This is a genomic window from Variovorax paradoxus (genome assembly GCF_009498455.1).
GTDB classification, from domain to species: Bacteria; Pseudomonadota; Gammaproteobacteria; order Burkholderiales; family Burkholderiaceae_C; genus Variovorax; species Variovorax paradoxus_H.
Genome location: NZ_CP045644.1, coordinates 5,351,541 through 5,371,831 on the forward strand (window position 1 = coordinate 5,351,541; position 20,291 = coordinate 5,371,831).

A 20,291-nucleotide genomic window follows, 5' to 3' on the forward strand; every position below is an offset into this window, starting at 1 on the left:
TCAGAAGGGTGGAGAGACCACCTGGCGCCAGCTGCGGCGCCAGGTGCGGGAAGTCCCACAGCCGTCACCGACTTTCTGCGTATCGCCCACACCGGTGAGAAAGCCGGTTTCATTCGTGCAGTTGGCTTCGGGCTTGCCGTCCGGTCGGCCTTCGTTGGGCTGGCCAACCATGTTGCGCGAGGTCACGTTGCCCCGCGTGAAGCCGCCCGCAGGATTCGAGACGATGGAATAGAAGTCGAAGCTGCCGTTGCCATCGACGTCGAACGAATACTTGTTCTTGCCGGTCAGCGCGTCCAGTACGTAAGTGTTGTTCGGCAGGCTGCCAGTGGCAGTGCAGGACTCGATCCCCAGGTTCTTGTCCTCGGGCAGGAAGGACGTCGCGATGATGCTGCTGCCCAGGTTGGCCAGGTCGCCCACCACGCGCTCGCCGCTTTCCATCGCCCCGGGATAGTGGATCACGCCGAGATTCAGCAGCCATCCCTTTTTGTCTTTCCAGTCGATGGCGTTGCTGCTGACCTGGTAGAAGTTCTTGTCGCGCTCGATGAGCGCGCCGGCTTTTGCAGAGACCTTGTCGATGGTTTGCGCCACCAGGTCCGGGACGGTGACAGGTGCGAGGCCCGCCTTGGCGTCACCGCCGATCGGTACCTGGTCCCAGATGCCGTAGAGGGCCTGCTTCGCGGCGGGTGTCGCGAGGTCACCCTCGTCGAGCAGGATGCCCGTGCCGATCACGACGATGGCGCCGCACGATGTGGTGGCGCTATAGGTGCAGGTTCTGCCGTCGCCGGGATGCACCTGCCATGCCGGTGCGGCGTAGATCGGCTGCGCCTTGCCGCCCGCCGTGGTGAACAGCCGCCTGGGAACAGCCGTCGCGAGTTGGGTGCTGCGTAGATCGAAACGCCACAGGTTGCCGTTGGCGTCGCCAGCGTAGGCAGCCACGATGCGGCGGGTGGTGTCTCGCACCGCAACCAAGCCGCCCAGGCCGCGGTTGCCACCCGTAGCGTCGTTGCCAAAGCCCGCGGGAAGTGAAATGAACTTCTTGAGCTTGCCAGTGAGCGCCTCTGTGACGTACAGGCCTGTTTTCTTGCCGGTTGCCCCATAGTGGCCGCTGCCTGTCAGCATGACCCAGGTGCCGTCGTCCAACTGGCCCGCGGCAGGGTTGTTGGTCACATGGGCCAGATCGAGGTAGTCCGGGTGTTTGTTGTTCACCTCCCAGAGAAAGTGCTTCTCGGTCGGCGTGCGGTCGGTTTCGTTCAGAGGCGACTCCAGGCCGTACAGGAATGGGGTTGCGCGCCCGCTGGTACCCAGCACCAGCTGGCGCCAGGTCTTCTCTCCGCCGGCTGGCGCAACGCCGTTCTTGTCGTACACGTCATGCTCAACCAGCGGGCCATCGAGCGTGTAGCGGAAGCGGAAGTTCGGATCGGCCAGATCGATCTGCGACGCCATGGCGCCCTTGGGCATGAACGCGGCCAGCTCGACGCCGGAGGTGGCAACGTCCCGCGCGGCGTTCAGCACGTGCACCTTGCCGTTGTTGGTGGCTGCAAAGATGGTGGGCGGGAGCGAACTCTTGCGCGTTCTGAAGGTGTCATAGGTGCCAGAGCCGTCGACCGAGCCTTTGGCGTAGCCCATGTCGAAGCGCCCACCTACGAACACCGGCGGCGAGTTGACCGCGGCGCCGATGGGCTGCTTGCGCAGCCGGTAGACCGTGCCGGCGGTGTCCTTCTGAGGATCTTCGCCGAGCAGGTATCGGACGAATTTCTCATCGGTGGTTTGCTGCGTGTCGGCATTCAGCAGGGCTTGAAAATCTGACGGCAGGCGGTCCAGTCTTGTGCTGTAAGTGATTGACGTGCGCACAGCGGAAATCGCCGGGGCGTTGGGGTCGTAGTTCGACAAACCGAAGATCTTTCGCTTGTCGACCGCCGGCATTCGGGCATTGGCAGACCAGGCCGGCATCGGCTTTTTACTGGCGTCGACGGCGTCATAGCCGCCATTGGCATTCAGCTTGAAGGCCTTGATGTCGCCGCTGTTGTCCGCCGTCTGGTACTCGGTCGTGTACTTGTACTGGCCTTCCAGCGTCTGGAACTCGTTGCTGTTGCCGGACACCGCCACCCCCGCGTCGTTGCCGGAACCGACCATGCTGCTCAAGGCGTTGTCGAGCGCGCGGCGCACGTCGTCGCCCGAGTACACGCTGTAGGCGCGGCCACCGCCGGTGAAGCCGGCACGGATGAAGTCGTCGACGCGCCGGGCGTTGTCCGCATCCGTGGTGCCCGTATTCAGATTGCCGGTTGCCCACTGCGGCGGCGTCACCGGGTTGCCGGCGAGCCAGTCGTTGTTGTACTTGTCGATCTGGCCCCAGTTCAATCCAGTGTTTTTGCCCTCTCCGGACGGCGTCAGGCCCCAGCCAATGGTGAACGTGGTCATGTTCTGCCAGAACGTGGGGTTGTGCTGGCCTTCCATTGTGGGAACGTTGTTGGCCAGGGCACCGGAAAAATCCGTGTGCCAGAAGTAGCGGGCCGTCAGGTCGGCGAAGCCGTTGCTGCTGCTGCCACCGATGTAGGGGATATAGAGATTCCTGGCGCGCAGTTTTTGGGCCAGATCCGCACTGTCGTAGCCGATGGCGCCTTTCGGGTCGTACTGAAACTTCGTCGCGTTTCCGGAGGGCGTGCCGTCATAGTTGATGCTTCCCGCGGTGGCTGCGTAGCGCGTGTCGATCTCTTGGGCAGTGCCTGCGTTCCAGGCGCCATCGGACAGCACGATGGCGTAGGCACGCCTGCAACTCAGTTCGCCGCTCGTCAGGTCGTTGGGATCGTTTTTCCAGGGACTGCTCAGTGGGGCCGAGGTGATGGACGTCGTTACGTTGCCGGCATAGTAGTTGGCGGCGAGCACAAGGGCGTTGTGGCTCGGTGTTCCTCCTCCCGGGTTGATGCCGTAGATCCATTCGTAGAAATTGGTTTTCCATTTCCTCCCGGTGGCGCCCGCTTCGTCCCTGAAGTAATTGACGCCACTCACGATGCTCGACGCCTTGCTTCCGCCATTGTTGTATTGCGTGTAGCCCACCCTGAACTTGTTGTCGTAGCTTTGCATCGCCAAGCCCAGCGCGCTACTGACCGCAAGCGCGCGAGAGCGGTACCACTCGTACCAGTTCGCGATGTTCTGGCGCTCCAGCGCTGCAGTGCACTCGGTGGTACTCCCGCAGTCCGTTCGTTTGTGCCCCGCGGGCAGTGGAACGGTGCCTGTGTCGGACGACTGAATGATGCGGACAGTCCTGTTGGCCTCAATGGAGCAGATGTCGCTTTTGCACAGGACGTAGGTGAATTTCTTTGCGCCTGCGGTCCATCCGGTTTCGTGCTGAGGCTTGGAATTATTTGACGATTGGTTGTCCACGAAAGTGGTCGAATTGAATTGCTTGCTGCGGTCTGCGTTGACCCTGGCAGCGTAGGTGATGGCCGGGTTGTAGTACTGGGTGTTGACGCTGCTGGATCGCATGGCATACCAGCCGTACCTGGTCCCGCAATTCCATCCACTTTTTGGGCAGTTGTCGTCGACCGCATACCCGTCCTGAGCTTCGAAGTCCATCGATCCCGAGTTGTCCAGCACAAACATCAGGTTGGGCTTGGCGCCCGGCACGGCGTTGTAGAGCGGGGTCTGGCTCGGTGTGGTGGCGGCGAGCGCGCCGCCGAGGGGCAGGAGCACCGCACCCAGAGCCGCAGCGAGGCCGGCAAACGCCCGTCCCATGCGCGAGGCTGTGGCAGAGGCGGGAACAAGAATGTGGCGCGTGGTGGTCATGCGATCTTCCCTGGCGTTCGGAGGAGGAGGAGCTTCGTGTGGGTAGGGCATGCGTGGCTCACCGCCAGCAATCTGTGGCCCCGAGGCCCGTGGCCTGGTCTGTGACGCCCTTGGCCCCCAGGCTGTTCAAGGTCTGCGTGCCGCACCGGTCGCGGCTCATGCTCCCGGTGCCTGTGGCCTTGAGGGTGTAGGAGGGCGGGTTGTCGCGCGCGACCACGGAGAAGGTGTAGTTGGCGGCGGCGCCTGATCGCGGCGACTGGCGCAACGCGGCGGGCAGCATGCTGTCGTTGCCGATCTTCTGTTCGGCTTCGACAGTGATCTTTCCTGCGACGGCGGTGTAGCGGTCGTTGGCTGAGTAGTGGCGCTGCATGTACTGGGCGGCTTCCATCAGGAGCCCCTGGGCCTCGGCGCGTTTGGAGCGGCGCACGTGCTCCTGGTAGTTCGGCAGTGCGATGGCCGCGAGGATGGCGACGATCGCGACGACGACCATGACTTCGATCAGCGTGAAGCCGCGGCGGGCGTGCGAGAAAACGGAACGTGGGTGTTTCATGGATTGAAGAGGCAAGAGAAGGTCATTTGTCTCGCGTCAGCACGGACTGCAGCCATGCTTCGGCGCCCTGCGTGGCTTTCCCGGTCGTGCCGTCGAAACTGGCGTTGTTGGCGAAGCCCCGCGCGGTGATGAGGTAGCCGGTCAGCTGGGGCGTCGAGGTCGTCGCAATCTTCTGGACGAGGCAGCGCGGTTGAATCTCCAGCTGCACGGCGTCGACCTGGGTGCCGTTGGGCTTCTTGTTGATGTAGTCCTTCGGAACGAGGATCGCGCTGTTGCCGACCCAGCTGCTGCTGTCGCGCCATGCCGCGCCCACATCGAACTCCGAGCCGATGGTGGTCGCAATGATCCGGGCGCGCATGCCGGTGGTGCCGTACTCGGTGTAGTCCTTGCCGTCGCCGTCGAACATGGCCACCTGCTCGCAAAAACGCAGCGCCGTCTCGGCCGCCTCGCGGGCCACTTCGGCCGAACGGATGCCGTTGATGCTGCGTTCGCTCTGCGTGGCATTGCGAATAGCGAAGGTGCCAACCAGCGAAAGAATCACGACCAGGATCAGCGTGACGACCAGCACCACGCCGCGTTCGTTCGTGCCGGTGTTGCGGCGCACAGGAGGGGGCGGCTTCGTGTTCATGGGGTGATCATTCGGTTGCGCAGCAGCACCGTGGTGGTGAAGGTCCTGCGCAGATAGCCATCGGTGCCGGTGTGGTCGGTGTTGTCGCATCGCTTGTAGGCAAAGCCGCCGGCAGGCACGTCGCGCACGGGCCGGTCGCTGCGCATCTGCAGGCACATGCGCACGCTCAGCACGCGGCCCCAGCGGTCTTCGGCGAGGTCGGCAAGGACGCCGCTGCTGACCTGGGCATCGACACCCGCGGCATCCAGGTACTTGACGATCTGATGCCGCTGCGGGTCGTAGGTGGCCGCGAGTTCGATGCTGGGCCGGTTGGCGACGCCATACAGGATCCGCATGCTCTCGACGTTGGCCAGCAGCGGCTGAGGGGTGCCGATCGCGTTGACGGCATCGCGCTTCTCCATGCCGCGGCAAGACAGCATGGGGGCTGTGCTCGCGTCGGTCACCAGATAGCGGTTGTCGGCCAGTGCGTAGTTGCCGGGTGGGGGCGCGCCGGGTGCCGGCGTGGGAGGCGGGCTCACCTGCGACGCCGTGAGCGCGTTGATGCCGTTGCCCAGGCAGTTCGTCGCCAGCTTGGTATCGGTGCCCGTGGGCATGGTGTTGTCGGTGGTGGCTTCGTAACGGATGGCGATGGCGTCGCTGCCTTTGCCCGTGCACGAGAGCTTGTCGAAGGCGGCCGCGGCGTCGGTGAATGCGCCGTCGCAGCCCCGCACCGCAGATCCGGCGAAATTGCCCATCACCGTGGCGCCGCTGCCCGGAATGAGCTGCTGCGAATAACCGGCCTGCTTGAGCTGCTGCTGGATCAGGTTGAGCGCAAGGATGCCGTCCTCGTTCAATTGCGTCTCGGCCTGCGACAGCTGGCTGCTGCGGCTCGAGGTCGAGAACGTGGACAGGGCGGCTGCCAGGATCACCAGTCCGATCGTCAGCGAGATCATCAGCTCGATGAGCGTGAAGCCGCGGGCCGGGTTGCGCATGCGCGAGGGAGCAGCGAAGACGGCGCTCATAGCGTGATCCGGAAGTACATGCAGTTCACCTCTGCCGGGGCCGAGATGTTGGCGCCGTCGATGGGGCAGGTCTGGCGCTGCCCGAAGCCGGCGTCTTCGGCGATGGCACTCCATATCAGCCAGATGTTCAGCACGCGCGTGGCCGGCAGGCCGTTCACGCCGGAGGGCGCATCGACCAGTTCCGTGGTCACGTAGGCCGTGCCGCCCGGCAGCCTGTTCTCGACATTGGTGAGCCACTGCGCCAGGTCGTAGGTGGCAATGGCCGCCCCGCAGGTGTTGACCGGCTTGTCGGGAACGGAGGTGTCGATCTTGCAGGCGACGGGCAGCGCTGTGGGGTCGGTGGATGCCGCCTCTCGCACGCTGGCGTTGTAGGCCTTGGTGTGGGCGTAGCCGGCAAAGCCCGAGAGGTTGGCGCGGGCGCGCTCCGCGTAGTCGTTCACGAGGCTCAGTCCGGTGGCGCGCATGCGCGAGAACTGGTTGTACTTGAGGGCCGCCGACGTGAGCCCCGCCATGCCGAACAGGGCGATGGCCAGCACCACGATGGCCACCAGCACCTCGATCAGCGTGGCGCCGCGTTGTGTGGGGTGCTTCATTCGTCGTTGCCCGAGCAATCGACGCCATCCGCTGCATGGCGGATTCGCCCCGGCTTGCTGATGCACAGCGTCCTGCGCGCCCATGGGGTGGTGACGAGCGTGTCGAAGCCGGGGGCCTCGACGGCGACGCTGTTGCTTCCCGAGCTCACCAGGCCGTTGGGCAGGAAAACGAAGTCTGCGGCTTTGCCCAGCGTGATCTTCGCGATGCCGGGCAGTGCGCTCTGTCGCAGCAGCAGCTCGTCGCCCGCCGATTCCGAATAGGCGGAGGCCGCGTCGCGGTCGTTGTTGACGAAGACGATCCAGCCGACCGCGAAATCCCTGGCGCCCGTACCGGTTTCGCAGCCGACCGTGGTTCCCGCGCGCAATTGGCAGACGATGACGGGGCGCGCACGCGCGATGGCTTCGGTACGTGCGGTGCGCAGCGAGCCTGTCAGCGCATTCACCGTGTTGGACAGCCGCCACTGCACGATGAAGCGCGTCATGGATGGAGCCGCCAGCCCGAGCAGGATCGCCAGGATCGCGAGCGTGACCATCAGCTCGATGGCCGTCAGTCCCCGCTGGTTGCGCAGCCTCGTCGGCCGCGAAGAATCGCGTCGCCTCATGTGCATTTCCTCCCTGTCGTTCTGGAATGTCAGCCGACAACTTCTGGGCGCGAGACTAGTGGCCGATGCACGTGTCCGACAACGGCTTGCCGACGTTCGGTCCGTTCGAAACGATGAGCGGAAACGCCTCGAAGCGCCGAGTGAAAGTCTGGTATTTCGGGGTGTTTGGCTGGTACTTTTTCTCTTCTGCGGAAGAGGGCTTCGAGCGCTTGCTCGTGCCTCGTTTTTCAACCTTGAATCACAATGCTTCGATGACTGCCGCATCCACTCCCGAATCCGGCTTCGCCTTGTTCCCGACCGCCATCGGCGCCTGCGCGCTGGCCTGGGGGCCGCAGGGACTGGTCGGCGTGCAACTGCCTGAAGAGCGGGGCGAAGCCGCGACGCGTGCGCGCATGCGCCGGCGCTTTCCTGACCTGGAGGAAGCCCCACCGTCGCAGCATGCGCAGCACGCCATCGCGGGCGTGCAGGCGCTGCTCGAAGGCGCGACCGACGACCTGTGCGACATCGCGCTCGACATGCGCGGCGTGTCCGAATTCCACCAGCGCGTCTACGCGATCGCGCGGCGCATTCCGCCGGGGCAGACGCGCACTTACGGCGAGGTGGCCGAAGAATTGGGCGACAAGGGCCTCTCGCGCGCAGTCGGTCAGGCCATGGGCCACAACCCCTTCGCGCCGGTCGTGCCGTGCCATCGCGTGCTGGCCGCGGGCAACAAGCCCGGCGGCTTCTCGGCGGGCGGCGGCGCGTTGACCAAGCTGCGCATGCTCGACATCGAAGGCGCCACGCCGAGCGGGACGCGTTCGCTGTTCTGAACTGGAACGCTCAGGCCGCCGGCACCGGCAGGCGGTGCAGCCTTGCGATGTGCGATCCGAAGATGATCGCGGCTTGCAGCACGAAACCCGCGAGCGCCAGCAACAGGCACGCGGGCTCCCCCCACATCGCACCGACCACGCCGCCGAGCGCCGCACCGACCGGGCGCGCGCCTGCGTTCACCGTCAGGAACACCGCCGATACCCGGCCCAGCATCGCCGAGGCCGTCACGCTCTGGCGCAGCGTGGTCGAGGTGATGACCCAGACCATCGGTCCCGCACCGAACAGGAAAAACGAAAGCGCGGCCAGCGACGCGCTCGGCACGATCAGCGTGGCCGCCATCGTCGCGGCAGCGGCGACCGCCACGGCGGGCCCGACCTGGATCGCGCGCCCGAAGGGCAGCCGTGCCGTCACGCGCGAGGTCAGCAGCGCGCCGACGACCATGCCCGCACCGTACATCGCGAGCGTGAAGCCCACGGCCTGCGCGCCGAGGCCGAGCACGCGCACCGCATAAGGCACATAGCCCGCCTGCAGCACGAACCACGAGATGTTGAAGACCGCACCGGTCATCAGCATGGGCCGCAGGAACGCGTGCTGCCAGACGAAGCGAGCGCCGTCTTGCACCTCACGCAGCGGATGGCGTGACGGGGCCGCGGGGCGGGGCGCTTCGTTCAGGCGCAGCAAGAGGCCCACGGCCGCCACCGACAGCACCGCCGCCAGCACGAAGGCCGACGAGGCCCCGGCCCACGCGACGAGCGCGCCCGCAAGCGCAGGCCCCGCTGTGAAGGCGGCGCTGCGCGCCAGCTCCAGCCGCCCGTTGGCGAGCGCCAGCGCGTCGCGTGGCACAAGGGCTGGCACCAGCGCGGGCGCCGCGACGCTGAAGCCCACGGTACCGACCGCGCCGAGGAACCCGAGCACGGCCAGCCCGCCGATGCCGAGCGTCGACGACAGCACCATGCCCAGCAAGGCCAGCAGCGACACGGCGCGCAGGCCCTCGGCCCACACCATCAACCGGTGGCGCGACATGCGGTCCGCGAGCAGACCCATTGGCAGCGAGACCAGCAGGAAGGGCAGCGTCTGCACCGCGGCCAGAAAACCGATCTCCCCGGGCCCGGCGCCGAGCGCGAGCACGGCCACCAGCGGCACGGCCGCGAGGCTCAGTTGTTCGGCGGACTGCGCCGCGAGGTTGGCCCACGCGAGGTGGGAGAAGGAGCGGGGAAGGGGCGAGGGCATGTGGCGGAACACGAAAGCAAAGCCTGCATCGTGCGTTCCGCACCCCTTTGCCGCTGGCCGTTTACGGACGTGGAAGCGTCAGCCCGAGTTCATCTGCTCGAACCACTCGGCAACGCACACCGCTTCGGGTGCCGCGTCAGGTGCGAGGCCGTAGTAGTAACGCTCCAGCGTCATCCGCAATTCCGGCAGCGGCGACTGCAGTCGCCCCGACGCCAGGTCGTGCGCCACCAGCGAGGTCGGCGCGAGCGCAATGCCCAGCCCGTCGACTGCGGCCTGCAGCACGAAGTGCAGGTGATCGAACTGCAGCCGCCCGGCCGGCCGCGCGCGCGGTGCGCCGACCTGCTTCTTCCAGTCGTCCCAATCGTCTTTGCGCGTGCGTGCCGACAGCAGCACATGCGAAGCGAGGGCGCGCAGGTCGGGCAGCGGCTGCGTCTTGAACAGCGCCGGCGCGCCGACCACCAGCACCTCGTCTTCGAGAAAAGGCCGCACCTTGATCGACGACGGCCAGCCCTCAAGGCCACGGCGCACGGCAATGTCGAAGCTGCCCGTCGCCTGCTCGGGCATGACGGTGCTGGTGACGACCTGCGGCTCGATGTCGGGATGCCGTTCCACGAACGACGGCAGACGGGGAATCAGCCAGCGCACGGCGAACGACGGCCGCACGTTGATGCGCACCGCACGCGCCGGTCCCTGCAGCTGCAGCGCACGCGCCGCCGCGTGGATCTGCGCGAGCGCGGGTTCGGTTTCCGCAAAGAACTGCTGGCCCTCGGGCGTCAGCGTGACCTGCCGGATGCGGCGTTCGAACAGCGCCACGCCCAGGCTGGCTTCGAGGCTCTTGATCTGCCGGCTCACTGCGCTGTGCGTCACATGCAGTTCGACCGCGGCGCGCGTGAAGCTCAGGTGGCGGGCCGCCGCGACGAAGGCACGCACGGCATGAAGGGGCGGTTCGCGAAGCGGCATGCGTGCGATTTTCTCACGCATGCCGCGCGGGAATGTCGGTTGTCGGCGGGTGGCGCGAGCGGGCACGATACGGGCTCGATGTCCGCCGCACCACCGCCTTCTCCCACAGTTCCCGTCCGATCCACCGACCTGGATTCCCGCCACGCCGCGATGGCGCTCGGCCTGTCGCTGCCGGCCGATGTGGTGCTGTACCTGCTGCTGCCCATGTACGCGTCGCAGTTCGGCGTTTCGCTGGCCGAGGTCGGCCTGCTGCTGGCGGCCAACCGGCTGGTGCGGATCGCGGGCTACGGCTGGGTGGCGCGTTTCTATGCGCGCCATGGCGACCGGGCGAGCTGCACACTGGCCGTGGTGGCCGCCGCGTGCTGCGGGCTGGGCTACGCCACGCTCTCGGGGTTCTGGGCGCTGCTGCCGTTGCGGCTGACCTGGGGCCTGTGCTTCGCGGCGCTCAATCTGTCGACGCAGGCCCTGGCCACGGCCGACCCGATCGGTGCCGCGCGGCGCAGCGGGCGGTCGCGCGCCTTCATCGCGACCGGGCCGGTGCTGGCGTTGCCGCTCGGCGCGCTGCTGGCGTACACGGTCGGGCCGCGCGCGATCTTCGGCGTGCTGGCGGTGGTGTCGTTGCTTGCGCTGTTCGTCACCTGGCGGTTGCCGTCGAAGCCGCATCACAGCGCAGCGCCGACGCGGCGTTTCCAGCGGCCGAATGCGCTGGACGGCTGGTCGTTCATGGAAGGGCTGGCGCTCGACGGCCTCTTCATCGTGGGCCTGTCGTACCTCGGCAAGGACCTGCTGCCCGGCGGCGCGGTGATCGTGGCCGGCGTGCTGATGGCGCTGCGCTACCTCGCAGAAATCTTCCTCGGGCCGGTGGGCGGGCGCATGGCGGAGCATTTCGGCGCCGAGCGCCTGCTCGTGAGTCTGTCGCTGGTGACGTCGCTCGCGCTCGTGGGTTTCGGCATGGGTTGGCTGTGGAGCTGCGCCGCGCTGATCGTGGTGCTGCGCGCGCTGCAGCTGCCGCTCTTGCCGCCCATCGTGGCACGTCGCACGCCCGGGCCCGAGCGCGTGCGGGCGCTCGCGGCCCGCGCGGTCTGGCGCGACATCGGCGCGGGCGCCGGGCCCTTGTTGGCCGGCGTGCTGCTGCCCATTGCTTCGCCGCCGTGGATCTACGGCACCGCCGCGCTGCTGTTGGCGGTCGCGGCACTCGCATGCGTACGGCGCGCCTCCGCACCAAACCCGATTCAGGAGAACATCACCCCATGACCACCATCGACACCGTTGCGCAACTCGAAGCCCTGTTCGGCCAGCCGGGCGAGGCCTCGCTCAAGAAAGAGGTGCCGTACCTGCACCCGAGCTACCAGGCGTTGATTGCCGCATCACCGTTCGCGGTGCTGGCGACCCTCGGCCCCGGCGGGCTCGACGCCTCGCCGCGCGGCGACGCCCCGGGCTTCGTCGCGGTGCAGGACGAGAAGACGCTGCTGCTGCCCGAGCGCCGCGGCAACAACCGCATCGACAGCCTGCGCAACATCGTGACCGACCCGCGCGTGGCGTTGCTGTTCCTGATTCCGGGCGTGGGCGAAACGCTACGCGTGAACGGACGCGCACGCATCACCGCAGCACCCGAATTGCTGGCGCGCTTCGCGGTGGAAGGGCGAGCGCCGCAGTGCGTGATCGAGATCACCGTCGAGACCGTGTTCTTCCAGTGCGCCCGCGCCATCCAGCGTTCGAAGCTCTGGGCGCCCGTGCCGGAAGACGTACCGCGCACCGTACCGCGCACCGTGCCGACGCCGGGCGCCATCCTTTCCGCGCTGACCGATGCGGCCTTCGACGGCGCCACCTACGACCGCGAACTGCCCGCGCGGCAGCGCTCGACGCTGTACTGAACAGGGCGCCGTACCGCCCGGTAGAACGAATGCACTAGCGGCGAAAGCCGCCGACCCCACGCCTGCACCGATTGCGAGCCTTCGCCACAATCGACCCGATGCGTTCTTCTCCGTTCTTCAAAATGGCCCTGCTGCTGGGCCTGCTCTCCGCCATCGGGCCTTTCGCGATCGACATGTACCTCCCGGCATTGCCCGCCATCGGGCAGAGCCTGCATGCGGACATCGGCGCGGTGCAGATGAGCCTCACCGCCTTCTTCCTGTCGCTCGGCGCGGGGCAGCTGCTCTACGGTCCGATCTCCGACATGGTCGGGCGCAAGCCGCCGCTGTATGCCGGGCTGGTGCTGTTCGCGCTCGCCAGCGTGGGCTGTGCGTTGGCGACCGACATCCAGACGCTGATTGCGTTGCGCTTCGTGCAGGGCCTGGGCGCGGCCGCCGGCATGGCGATTCCGCGCGCCGTGGTGCGTGACCTGCACACCGGCACCGACGCCGCGCGGCTCATGTCGCTGCTGATGCTGGTGTTCAGCGTGTCGCCGATTCTTGCGCCGCTCGCGGGAAGCGTGGTCATCGCCTTCACCGGCTGGCGCGGCGTGTTCTGGGCCGTCACCATCGCCGCGGTGGCGGGCCTGGCCATGATGGTCAAGCTGCTCGACGAAACACGCCCGGCTTCGGAGCGCGTCGAAAGCAGCCTGGGCAGCGCGCTGTCCGCCTACTGGCTGCTGCTGCGCGACTGGCACTACCTCGGGCTGGTGTTCATCGGCGGCTTCGCGATGGCGGGCTTCTTCACCTACCTGGCGAACTCGTCGTTCGTGATGATCGACCACTACGGCCTGTCGCCCGCGATGTACAGCGTGGCCTTCGGCGTGAACGCGGCGGCCTTCATTGCGGCCTCGCAGTTCACGGGCTCGCTGGGCGAGCGCTACGGGCTGGTCAACCTCGTCAAGTTCGGCGTGGTCTGCTGCGGCGTGGCGATGGTCGCGATGTTCGTCTACTTCGCGATGGGCGGCGACAACCTCTGGGTGCTGATCGTTCTGTACTTCATCGCTTCGGGCTTCATGGGCCTCGTGATCCCGACCACCGGCGTGCTGGCGCTCGAGATGCACGGCGCCATTGCCGGCACCGCCTCGGCGCTGCTGGGCACGTTGCAGATGCTGACCGGCGCACTCGCGATGGCGGTGGTGGGCCTGTTCTCCAACGGCCGTCCGCTGCCGATGGTGGCGGGCATGGCCGCCGGTGCGCTCATCGCGCTGGTGCTGACCTGGCTCACGCTCGGCGGTGTGCGCTCGGAGCCGACCGAGGGCAGGGCGCAGGAGGCCTGACATGACGGTGGCCATGGCAGGTGACGGCAAGCCGGCTCCGCTCGACGGCCTGGCCGCGCCCGCGCGTGGCTGGGCGATGCTGGTCATCATCCTCGGGCTCACGGTCTCGGTGCTCGACGGCACCATCGTCAACCTCGCGCTGCCGGGCATTGCGCGCGAGCTGCAGGCCACGCCGGCGCAGGCGATCTGGGTGGTCAACGCGTACCAGATCGCCACGCTGGTGATGCTGCTGCCGCTGGCGTCGCTGGGCGACCTCGTGGGCTACCGGCGCGTGTACCTCGTGGGCATGGCGGTGTTCACCGTGTCGTCGCTGGCCGCGACCTTTGCCAACTCGCTCGGCACGCTGATCGCGTCGCGCGCGCTCCAGGGGTTGGGCGCCGCCGGCATCATGAGCGTCAACGCAGCGCTGGTGCGGCTCACGTATCCGTCGGCACAGCTGGGCAAGGGCATGGCGATCAACTCGCTGGTGGTTGCCACCTCGTCGGTGGCCGGGCCTTCGGTGGCGGCGGCGATCTTGTCGGTGGCGTCGTGGCCGTGGCTCTTTGCCATCAACGTGCCGCTGGGCATCGTCACCTTCGCGCTGGGCATGCGGGCGCTGCCGTTCAACCGCTCGGCGCCGGCGGCGGGCGCGCGCTTCTCGCTGCTCGACGTGACGCTCAACGTGCTGATGTTCTCGCTGGTGTTCCTCGGCGTGGACCAGCTGGGCGTGCGCGAGGGCGGGGTGCAGGCCGCAGGCACGCCGTGGCTGGCCTGGGCGACGCTGTTGGCCGGGCTGGCGGTGGGCTTTGTTTACCTGCGGCGCCAGCGCAAGCTGGCGGTGCCGCTCTTTCCCATCGACCTGCTGCGCATCCCGGTGTTCGCGCTGTCGATGGGCACGTCGGTGGCGGCGTTCTGCGCGCAGATGCTGGCCTACATCGCGCTGCCGTTCTTGCTGCTCGACGTGTACGGCCGCAGCCACATCGAGGCCGGGCTGCTCATCACCGCGTGGCCGCTGGCCATCGTGGTGATGGCGCCCATCGCCGGCCGGCTGATCGGGCGCTACCCCGACGGGCTGCTCGGCGGCATCGGCCTGGGCCTGCTGGCCGCCGGCCTCGCGCTGCTGGCGGCGCTGCCGGCGCATCCGGGCAATGCCGACATCGCCTGGCGCATGGCGCTGTGCGGCCTGGGCTTCGGCCTGTTCCAGTCGCCGAACAACCACACCATCGTGAGTTCGCCGCCAGCGCACCGAAGTGGTGCGGCCAGCGGCATGCTGGGCACGGCGCGGCTCACGGGCCAGACGCTGGGCGCCGTCGTGCTGGCGGCGGTGTTCAGCATCTGGAGCCCACACGGCGGACATGGTCCGGTGGTGGCGCTGGTGCTGGCGGCGGGCTGCGCGGCGGTGGCTGCGGTTTTCAGCAGTCTGCGGCTGAAGACGACAAGTCCGCACGCCTGAATAAGGTAGGGTACGGCCTCATGAAGGAAGTACCTGACACCGTGGTCTGCCCCGGCTGCGACGCGGTCTATGCCCGTGCGCCGCTGGCGCCGCGCGACGTGGCCGAGTGCCCCCGCTGCGGCACCGAGCTCGACCGCCACCCGGGCGCGCAGCAGCGGCGGATCCTGCCGCTGACGGTCGCGAGCCTGATCATGTTCGCCATTGCCAACCTGTTTCCCATCGTCGAGATCGAGCTGCAGGGCCTGCGCAGCCAGACCACGCTGGCCGGCGCGGTGGTGGTGCTGAGCACCGAGGGCATGTCGCCGGTGGCGCTGCTGGTGCTGGCCACGACCATCCTGTTTCCGCTGCTGCAGCTGTGCATCCTGGCCTACCTGCTGGTGCCGCTGGCCCGCGCGCACCGGCCCTGGGGTTTTGCGATGCTGGTGCGCATGATGCAGTCGCTGCGGCCCTGGGGAATGATCGAAGTCTTCCTGCTCGGCGTGCTGGTGGCGATCGTCAAGCTGTCGAGCATGGCGACGGTCGTGCCGGGCCCCGCGCTGTGGGCCTTCGTGGCGCTCACCGTGACGCTCACGGCGGTGCTGTCGTTCAACCCCGGCGCGTTCTGGGAAATGACCTTCCGCCAGGCCGATGAAGAAGACGCGGCCGCCGCCGCCGCCGCGGCAGCAGGCGCGGGCGCGGGCGCCGAGGCGCCGGAGGTGCGCGCATGAACGTGCGCGGGCTGCCCGCCCGCCTGGCTTCGGCCCGCCCCTGGGAGGCGCAGGCCGACGACGAGCACGACCACGAGAACCCCGCGCCGACGGCCGCCGGGCTCGGCCTGCACGTCTGCCCGCACTGCACCGCCGTCTGGCGCGACGCCGAAGACGGCGACGCCTGCGCCCGCTGCGGCACGCACCTGCACACGCGCAAGCCGCAGAGTCTGAACCGCACCTGGGCCTTCCTGATCGCGGCCTGCATCATGTACATCCCGGCCAACCTGCTGCCGGTGATGATCACGCGCACGCTGTTCGGCGCGCAGTACGACACCATCCTGAGCGGCGTCATCTACTTCTGGGTGTCGGGCGCCTGGGGGCTGGCGGCCATCGTGTTCATCGCGAGCTTCCTGGTGCCGCTGTTCAAGCTGGCGGTACTGCTCTTGCTTGTGGTGCTGGCGCAGCGGCGCAGCAACTGGCGCCGCCGCGAGCGGGCCAAGCTGTATCACATCATCGAGATCATCGGACGCTGGTCGATGCTCGACGTGTTCGTGGTGTCGCTGCTCACCGGGCTGGTGCAGATCCAGGGCTTTGCGGTCATCACCGCGGGCGTGGGCATTGCTGCCTTCGGCGCGGTGGTGGTGCTGACCATGCTGGCGTCGCTGAGCTTCGACCCGCGCCTGACGTGGGACGGCCCGGTGCCGCAAGCCGACGCGGACGCAACCGAATTTGAAAGCAGGGAAGAAAAAATCGCATGAGTGAAGAAGACACGCAACCGCAAGACCGTCCGGCAGCGTCGGCCCCGCCCGCGCTGCCGAAACCGAAAGTGGCGCGCCGCCGCGAGTGGCTGCCCTCGCTGATCTGGCTGATTCCCATCGTCGCCGCGCTGGTCGGCGTGACGCTGGTGGCCCGCATCCTCATGGAGCGCGGCCCCGAGATCGTGCTCACCTTCAAGACGGCCGAAGGCCTCGAAGCTGGCAAGACCGCCGTGAAGTACAAGGACGTGCAGATCGGCCTGGTGCAGAGCCTGCGCCTGGCACGCGACCGCTCGCACGTGCGCGTGCTGGTGCAGCTCAACAAGGAGGCCGAGGGCTTCACCTCGGCCGACTCGCGCTTCTGGGTGGTGCGGCCGCGGCTCGACACCTCGGGCATCTCGGGCCTGGGCACGCTGCTGTCGGGCGCCTACATCGGTGCCGACGCGGGCGTCGAGAAAGAAACCGCGGGCGAGTTCACCGGCCTCGAAACGCCGCCCATCGTCACGCGCGGCGACTCGGGCCAGCAGTTCTTGCTGCGTGCGCGCGACGTGGGCTCGCTCGACGTCGGCTCGCCCGTGTACTTCCGGCGCATCAAGGTCGGGCAGGTCGCGGCCTACGAGCTCGACGGCGACGGCCGCGGCGTCACGCTGCGGGTGTTCGTCAACGCGCCGTACGACAAGTTCGTCGGCATGAACACGCGCTTCTGGCAAGCCAGCGGCATCGACGCGCAGCTGAGCGCCAGCGGCTTCACGCTGCGCACGCAATCGCTGGCGACCATCCTGCTCGGCGGCATCGCCTTCCAGGCGCCCGACGACGCCATGGGCCCGCTCGCCAAGGAGAACACGGCCTTCGTGCTGGCGCAGGACGAAGCCACCGCCATGAAGGAGCCCGACGGGCCTTCGCAGACCTTGCTGATGTACTTCAACCAGTCGCTGCGAGGACTGACGCCGGGCGCGCCGGTCGACTTCCGCGGCGTGGTGCTCGGCGAGGTGAAATCCATCGGCGTCGAGTTCGACCGCGCCGAGCGCGAGTTCCGCATGCCGGTGCTCGTGCAGATCTACCCCGACCGCCTGCGCCGCCGCGAGAGCGGGGCCGGTGCGCAGGGGGTGGAGTCGCGCGCGACGCAGCAGGAACGGCTGCGCTTCCTGGCCGAGAAGGGCCTGCGCGCGCAGCTGCGCAACGGCAACCTGCTGACCGGCCAGGTCTACGTGGCGCTCGACTTCTTCCCGAAGTCGCCGCCCGCGAAGATCGACCTGTCGAAGAGCCCGATCGAGCTGCCGACCGTGGCCAACGGCCTGGACGAGATCCAGTCGCAGGTGCAGGAAATCGCGACCAAGCTCAACAAGGTGCCGTACGAGCAGATCGCCACCGACCTGCGCACCACGCTGGCCACGCTCAACAAGACGCTCACCAGCGCCGAGCAGACCGTCAGCCGCATCAACACCGATGTGACGCCCGAACTGGCCGCCGCCATGAAGGACGTGCGCAAGACCGTCAACACAGCCGAACGCACGCTGGCCGACGACTCGCCGCTGCAGCAGGACATGCGCCAGACCTTGCGTGAACTGACGCGCGCCGCAGGCTCGGTGCGCGTGCTGACCGACTACCTCGAACGCCATCCCGAATCGCTGCTGCGCGGCAAACCGGACGACAAGAAATGAAGACGACGACCTTCGCGCTCGCGTGCGCCGCCGCTGCGGTGCTGCTGGCAGGCTGCGCGAGCAAGCCCGACAACTACTACACGCTGGCGAGCCCGCCCGCGCTCACCGACGCCGCGCCGCGTGTGCCCAACGCGGCATCGCCGCTGTACATCGAGCTCGCGCCCGTGGCCGTGCCCGAGCGGCTGGCGCGCCCGCAGATGGTCGTGCGCCGCCCGACCGGCGGCGTGCAGGTCGATGTGCTCGAGCAGCACCGCTGGGCTTCGTCGTTCGAGAACGAGCTGCGCGATGCGCTCGGCAACGGCATCGCCGGCCGGCTCGGTGCGCTCGACGTGACCCAGGGCGGCCGCCAGACCTCGCAGCCCGTGTGGCGCGTCGCGGTGCAGGTGCGCCAGTTCGACCTCGTCGATGGCGGGCGCGTGGACGCGGGCTTCAGCTGGACGCTGCGCCGCTCCGACGAGGCGCGCACGCTGGTGTGCCGGCTCGACGCGGGCGAGGCGACCGGCAGCGGCATGGATGCGCTGGCGCAAGGTGCGCAGCGTGTGACGGCAGCAGCGGCGGCGGCCATGGCGCGCAGCGTGAACGCAGCGCAGGCGAACCCGGGCGCAACGGCGTGCGCGATCTGACGCGTTGCCTTTGTCTTTCTCCCTCCCTCTGGGGAGGGCAGGGGTGGGGCACGACGGTGCTCGAAAGAGCATGGCGCCTCGTTGGAAGATGCCCCCATCCCAACCTTCCCCCAAAGGGGGAAGGCGCAACACCGGCAACCCCTGAACCGGAGGCCCCATGGCACAGATCGGCAAAGCGCCCTGCGACGACACGCTGATCCTGCATGGGCCAAATCCACCCACGGAAGAGGGCGCCTGCCCCGAAGCCTCCAAACCCTGGGTGCTCGCCGCGGCCATCGTCGGCTCGAGCATGGCCTTCATCGACGGCACCGTGGTCAACGTGGCCTTGCCTGCCATCCAGGCCGACCTGCACGCCACGGCCTTCCAGGCGCAATGGGTGGTCGAGTCCTACGCCTTGCTGCTCGCGGCGCTGCTGCTGGTGGGCGGCGCGCTCGGCGACCACTACGGGCGGCGGCGCATCTTCGCCATCGGCGTCGTCGTGTTCGCCCTGTCGTCGGTCGGCTGTGCGCTCGCGGCCGACGTGCAGCAGCTCATCGCCGCACGCGCGATTCAAGGCATCGGCGGCGCGCTGCTCGTGCCGGGTAGCCTGGCGCTCATCAGCGCCTCGTTTCCCGAGAAAGAGCGCGGCAAGGCCATCGGCACGTGGTCGGGTTTCAGTGGCATCACGGCGGCGGTGGGGCCGGTGCTGGGTGGTTTTCTGGTCGATCACTTCTCGTGGATCTGGGCCTTTCTCATCAACGTGCCGATGGCGCTGCTCGTGCTGTGGATCGTGCGCCGCCACGTGCCCGAGAGCAAAGGCGCCGCAGCGCGCGGCGGGCTCGACCTGTGGGGCGCGCTGCTCGCGACCGCAGGGCTGGGCGGCATCGTCTACGCCTTCATCGAGGCGCCGACGCAGAGCTGGCGTTCGCCGGCCGTGCTTGCGGCGCTGGCCATCGGTGTCGTGGGCAGCGTCGGCTTCGTCATCGCCGAACGCCGGGCGCGCACGCCGATGCTGCCGCTGTCGCTGCTGCGCATCGGCAATTTCAGCGGCGCCAACCTGCTGACCTTGCTGCTGTATGCGGCGCTGGGCGGCGGGCTGTATTTCTTTCCGCTCAACCTGATCCAGGTGCAGGGCTACTCGGCCACCGTGGCCGGCGCGGCGCTGCTGCCGTTCATCTTTCTCATGTTCGCGCTTTCGGGATGGGCCGGGCAGCTGGTCGATCGCTTCGGGCCGCGGCTGCCGCTGGTCATCGGGCCGGCCATCGCGGCTGTGGGCTTTGCGCTGTTCGCGCTGCCGGGCGTGGGCGCGAGCTACTGGAGCGGCTTTCTGCCCGCCGTGGTGGTGCTGGGCTTCGGCATGACGGTGACGGTCGCGCCGCTCACCACCACGGTCATGAATGCCGTGGGGCCCGACCTCGCGGGCGTGGCCTCGGGCGTGAACAACGCGGTGTCGCGCGCGGCGGCAGTGCTGGCGATTGCGGTGTTCGGCGCCATCATGGCCTGGGCCTTCGACGCGGCGCTGGCCGAGCGGCTGCAGGCGATGGGCGCCTCGGACGAGGTGCGATCTTTTCTTGCGACCGAACGCGACCGATTGGCCGCGGCCGGCGCACCGCCGGGTGCCGATGCGGCGACCGTTGCCGCCGTGAAGCGCGCGGTGGCGGAATCGTTCGTCGCGGGCTTCCGCTGGGTGATGCTGCTGAGCGCCGGCCTGGCCGTGCTGAGTGCGGTGAGTGCCTGGCTGATGATCCGTCGCGCGCCCACAGAAAAGCCAGACAACAACAAGCCATGAGCCAGGAGACAAGCCC

General features: G+C 68.1%; 18 protein-coding genes. 10 read left to right on the forward strand and 8 right to left on the reverse strand.

All coding sequences use genetic code 11. The annotated features are described in order from the left end of the window. Genes GFK26_RS24665 through GFK26_RS34725 form a run of 6 tightly spaced genes read right to left on the reverse strand, consistent with a single transcriptional unit; the run spans position 1 to position 7,088 of the window. Entirely contained in the window at positions 1-3,783 is a 3,783-nt protein-coding gene (locus GFK26_RS24665; protein WP_228121771.1) for a pilus assembly protein, read from the reverse strand. 58 nt (positions 3,784-3,841) lie between these two features. After that, a complete protein-coding gene (locus GFK26_RS24670) occupies positions 3,842-4,333 on the reverse strand; it encodes a type IV pilin protein (protein WP_153284285.1) in 492 nt (163 codons plus the stop codon). A gap of 22 nt (positions 4,334-4,355) precedes the next feature. Further along, the gene (locus tag GFK26_RS24675) at positions 4,356-4,961 is read right to left on the reverse strand and encodes a pilus assembly PilX family protein (protein ID WP_228121772.1); all 606 of its coding nucleotides are present in this window, start codon (positions 4,959-4,961) and stop codon (positions 4,356-4,358) included. Further along, on the reverse strand, positions 4,958-5,962 hold the full coding sequence (locus GFK26_RS24680; RefSeq protein ID WP_153284286.1) for a PilW family protein: 1,005 nt from the start codon (positions 5,960-5,962) through the stop codon (positions 4,958-4,960). The genes GFK26_RS24675 and GFK26_RS24680 overlap by 4 nt, the downstream gene beginning before the upstream one ends. Further along, positions 5,959-6,555, reverse strand: a complete 597-nt coding sequence (gene pilV, locus GFK26_RS24685) for a type IV pilus modification protein PilV (protein WP_153284287.1) — start codon at positions 6,553-6,555, stop codon at positions 5,959-5,961. Before pilV ends, GFK26_RS24680 begins: the two co-directional genes overlap by 4 nt. Next, positions 6,552-7,088, reverse strand: coding sequence for a GspH/FimT family pseudopilin (locus GFK26_RS34725; protein ID WP_416222513.1), 537 nt, complete (start codon positions 7,086-7,088; stop codon positions 6,552-6,554). The genes pilV and GFK26_RS34725 overlap by 4 nt, the downstream gene beginning before the upstream one ends. A 320-nt stretch (positions 7,089-7,408) precedes the next feature. Between GFK26_RS34725 and GFK26_RS24695 the strand changes: the two genes are divergently transcribed. Then, positions 7,409-7,966: a methylated-DNA--[protein]-cysteine S-methyltransferase gene (locus GFK26_RS24695; protein ID WP_153284289.1), complete on the forward strand. Its 558-nt coding sequence runs from the start codon at positions 7,409-7,411 to the stop codon at positions 7,964-7,966. Between the two features lie 10 nt (positions 7,967-7,976). On the opposite strand, the gene GFK26_RS24700 is transcribed toward GFK26_RS24695, so the two are convergent. Both GFK26_RS24700 and GFK26_RS24705 read right to left on the reverse strand, forming a co-directional pair. Continuing rightward, positions 7,977-9,197 (reverse strand): MFS transporter, encoded by a 1,221-nt coding sequence (locus GFK26_RS24700; protein ID WP_153284290.1) that lies wholly within the window; start codon positions 9,195-9,197, stop codon positions 7,977-7,979. Between the two features lie 78 nt (positions 9,198-9,275). After that, a complete protein-coding gene (locus GFK26_RS24705; RefSeq protein ID WP_153284291.1) occupies positions 9,276-10,157 on the reverse strand; it encodes a LysR substrate-binding domain-containing protein in 882 nt (293 codons plus the stop codon). A gap of 78 nt (positions 10,158-10,235) precedes the next feature. Here GFK26_RS24705 and GFK26_RS24710 point away from each other — a divergent pair, with 78 nt between their 5' ends. From GFK26_RS24710 to GFK26_RS24750, 9 genes are all read left to right on the forward strand, one after another. Further along, on the forward strand, positions 10,236-11,411 hold the full coding sequence (locus GFK26_RS24710) for an MFS transporter (protein ID WP_153284292.1): 1,176 nt from the start codon (positions 10,236-10,238) through the stop codon (positions 11,409-11,411). After that, on the forward strand, positions 11,408-12,031 hold the full coding sequence (locus GFK26_RS24715; RefSeq protein WP_153284293.1) for a pyridoxamine 5'-phosphate oxidase family protein: 624 nt from the start codon (positions 11,408-11,410) through the stop codon (positions 12,029-12,031). Before GFK26_RS24710 ends, GFK26_RS24715 begins: the two co-directional genes overlap by 4 nt. A 98-nt stretch (positions 12,032-12,129) precedes the next feature. Beyond that, positions 12,130-13,347: a multidrug effflux MFS transporter gene (locus tag GFK26_RS24720; protein WP_194273949.1), complete on the forward strand. Its 1,218-nt coding sequence runs from the start codon at positions 12,130-12,132 to the stop codon at positions 13,345-13,347. 1 nt (position 13,348) lies between these two features. Continuing rightward, entirely contained in the window at positions 13,349-14,779 is a 1,431-nt protein-coding gene (locus tag GFK26_RS24725; protein ID WP_228121774.1) for an MFS transporter, read from the forward strand. 20 nt (positions 14,780-14,799) lie between these two features. After that, positions 14,800-15,486 (forward strand): paraquat-inducible protein A, encoded by a 687-nt coding sequence (locus GFK26_RS24730; RefSeq protein ID WP_153284294.1) that lies wholly within the window; start codon positions 14,800-14,802, stop codon positions 15,484-15,486. Beyond that, positions 15,483-16,226, forward strand: coding sequence for a paraquat-inducible protein A (locus GFK26_RS24735; protein ID WP_153284295.1), 744 nt, complete (start codon positions 15,483-15,485; stop codon positions 16,224-16,226). Before GFK26_RS24730 ends, GFK26_RS24735 begins: the two co-directional genes overlap by 4 nt. After that, a complete protein-coding gene (locus GFK26_RS24740) occupies positions 16,223-17,884 on the forward strand; it encodes an intermembrane transport protein PqiB (protein ID WP_153284296.1) in 1,662 nt (553 codons plus the stop codon). Before GFK26_RS24735 ends, GFK26_RS24740 begins: the two co-directional genes overlap by 4 nt. After that, positions 17,881-18,507, forward strand: coding sequence for a PqiC family protein (locus GFK26_RS24745; RefSeq protein WP_153284297.1), 627 nt, complete (start codon positions 17,881-17,883; stop codon positions 18,505-18,507). The genes GFK26_RS24740 and GFK26_RS24745 overlap by 4 nt, the downstream gene beginning before the upstream one ends. 157 nt (positions 18,508-18,664) lie before the next feature. Beyond that, positions 18,665-20,275 (forward strand): MFS transporter, encoded by a 1,611-nt coding sequence (locus tag GFK26_RS24750; protein WP_153284298.1) that lies wholly within the window; start codon positions 18,665-18,667, stop codon positions 20,273-20,275. The last annotated feature ends 16 nt before the right edge of the window (positions 20,276-20,291 follow it).

Coding starts and splice junctions, on each gene's coding strand:
- GFK26_RS24665 (WP_228121771.1), bottom strand. CDS start 3,783: ATGACCACCACGCGCCACATTCTTGTTCCCGCCTCTGCCACAGCCTCG.
- GFK26_RS24670 (WP_153284285.1), bottom strand. CDS start 4,333: ATGAAACACCCACGTTCCGTTTTCTCGCACGCCCGCCGCGGCTTCACG.
- GFK26_RS24675 (WP_228121772.1), bottom strand. CDS start 4,961: ATGAACACGAAGCCGCCCCCTCCTGTGCGCCGCAACACCGGCACGAAC.
- GFK26_RS24680 (WP_153284286.1), bottom strand. CDS start 5,962: ATGAGCGCCGTCTTCGCTGCTCCCTCGCGCATGCGCAACCCGGCCCGC.
- pilV (WP_153284287.1), bottom strand. CDS start 6,555: ATGAAGCACCCCACACAACGCGGCGCCACGCTGATCGAGGTGCTGGTG.
- GFK26_RS34725 (WP_416222513.1), bottom strand. CDS start 7,088: ATGGTCACGCTCGCGATCCTGGCGATCCTGCTCGGGCTGGCGGCTCCA.
- GFK26_RS24695 (WP_153284289.1), top strand. CDS start 7,409: ATGACTGCCGCATCCACTCCCGAATCCGGCTTCGCCTTGTTCCCGACC.
- GFK26_RS24700 (WP_153284290.1), bottom strand. CDS start 9,197: ATGCCCTCGCCCCTTCCCCGCTCCTTCTCCCACCTCGCGTGGGCCAAC.
- GFK26_RS24705 (WP_153284291.1), bottom strand. CDS start 10,157: ATGCCGCTTCGCGAACCGCCCCTTCATGCCGTGCGTGCCTTCGTCGCG.
- GFK26_RS24710 (WP_153284292.1), top strand. CDS start 10,236: ATGTCCGCCGCACCACCGCCTTCTCCCACAGTTCCCGTCCGATCCACC.
- GFK26_RS24715 (WP_153284293.1), top strand. CDS start 11,408: ATGACCACCATCGACACCGTTGCGCAACTCGAAGCCCTGTTCGGCCAG.
- GFK26_RS24720 (WP_194273949.1), top strand. CDS start 12,130: ATGCGTTCTTCTCCGTTCTTCAAAATGGCCCTGCTGCTGGGCCTGCTC.
- GFK26_RS24725 (WP_228121774.1), top strand. CDS start 13,349: ATGACGGTGGCCATGGCAGGTGACGGCAAGCCGGCTCCGCTCGACGGC.
- GFK26_RS24730 (WP_153284294.1), top strand. CDS start 14,800: ATGAAGGAAGTACCTGACACCGTGGTCTGCCCCGGCTGCGACGCGGTC.
- GFK26_RS24735 (WP_153284295.1), top strand. CDS start 15,483: ATGAACGTGCGCGGGCTGCCCGCCCGCCTGGCTTCGGCCCGCCCCTGG.
- GFK26_RS24740 (WP_153284296.1), top strand. CDS start 16,223: ATGAGTGAAGAAGACACGCAACCGCAAGACCGTCCGGCAGCGTCGGCC.
- GFK26_RS24745 (WP_153284297.1), top strand. CDS start 17,881: ATGAAGACGACGACCTTCGCGCTCGCGTGCGCCGCCGCTGCGGTGCTG.
- GFK26_RS24750 (WP_153284298.1), top strand. CDS start 18,665: ATGGCACAGATCGGCAAAGCGCCCTGCGACGACACGCTGATCCTGCAT.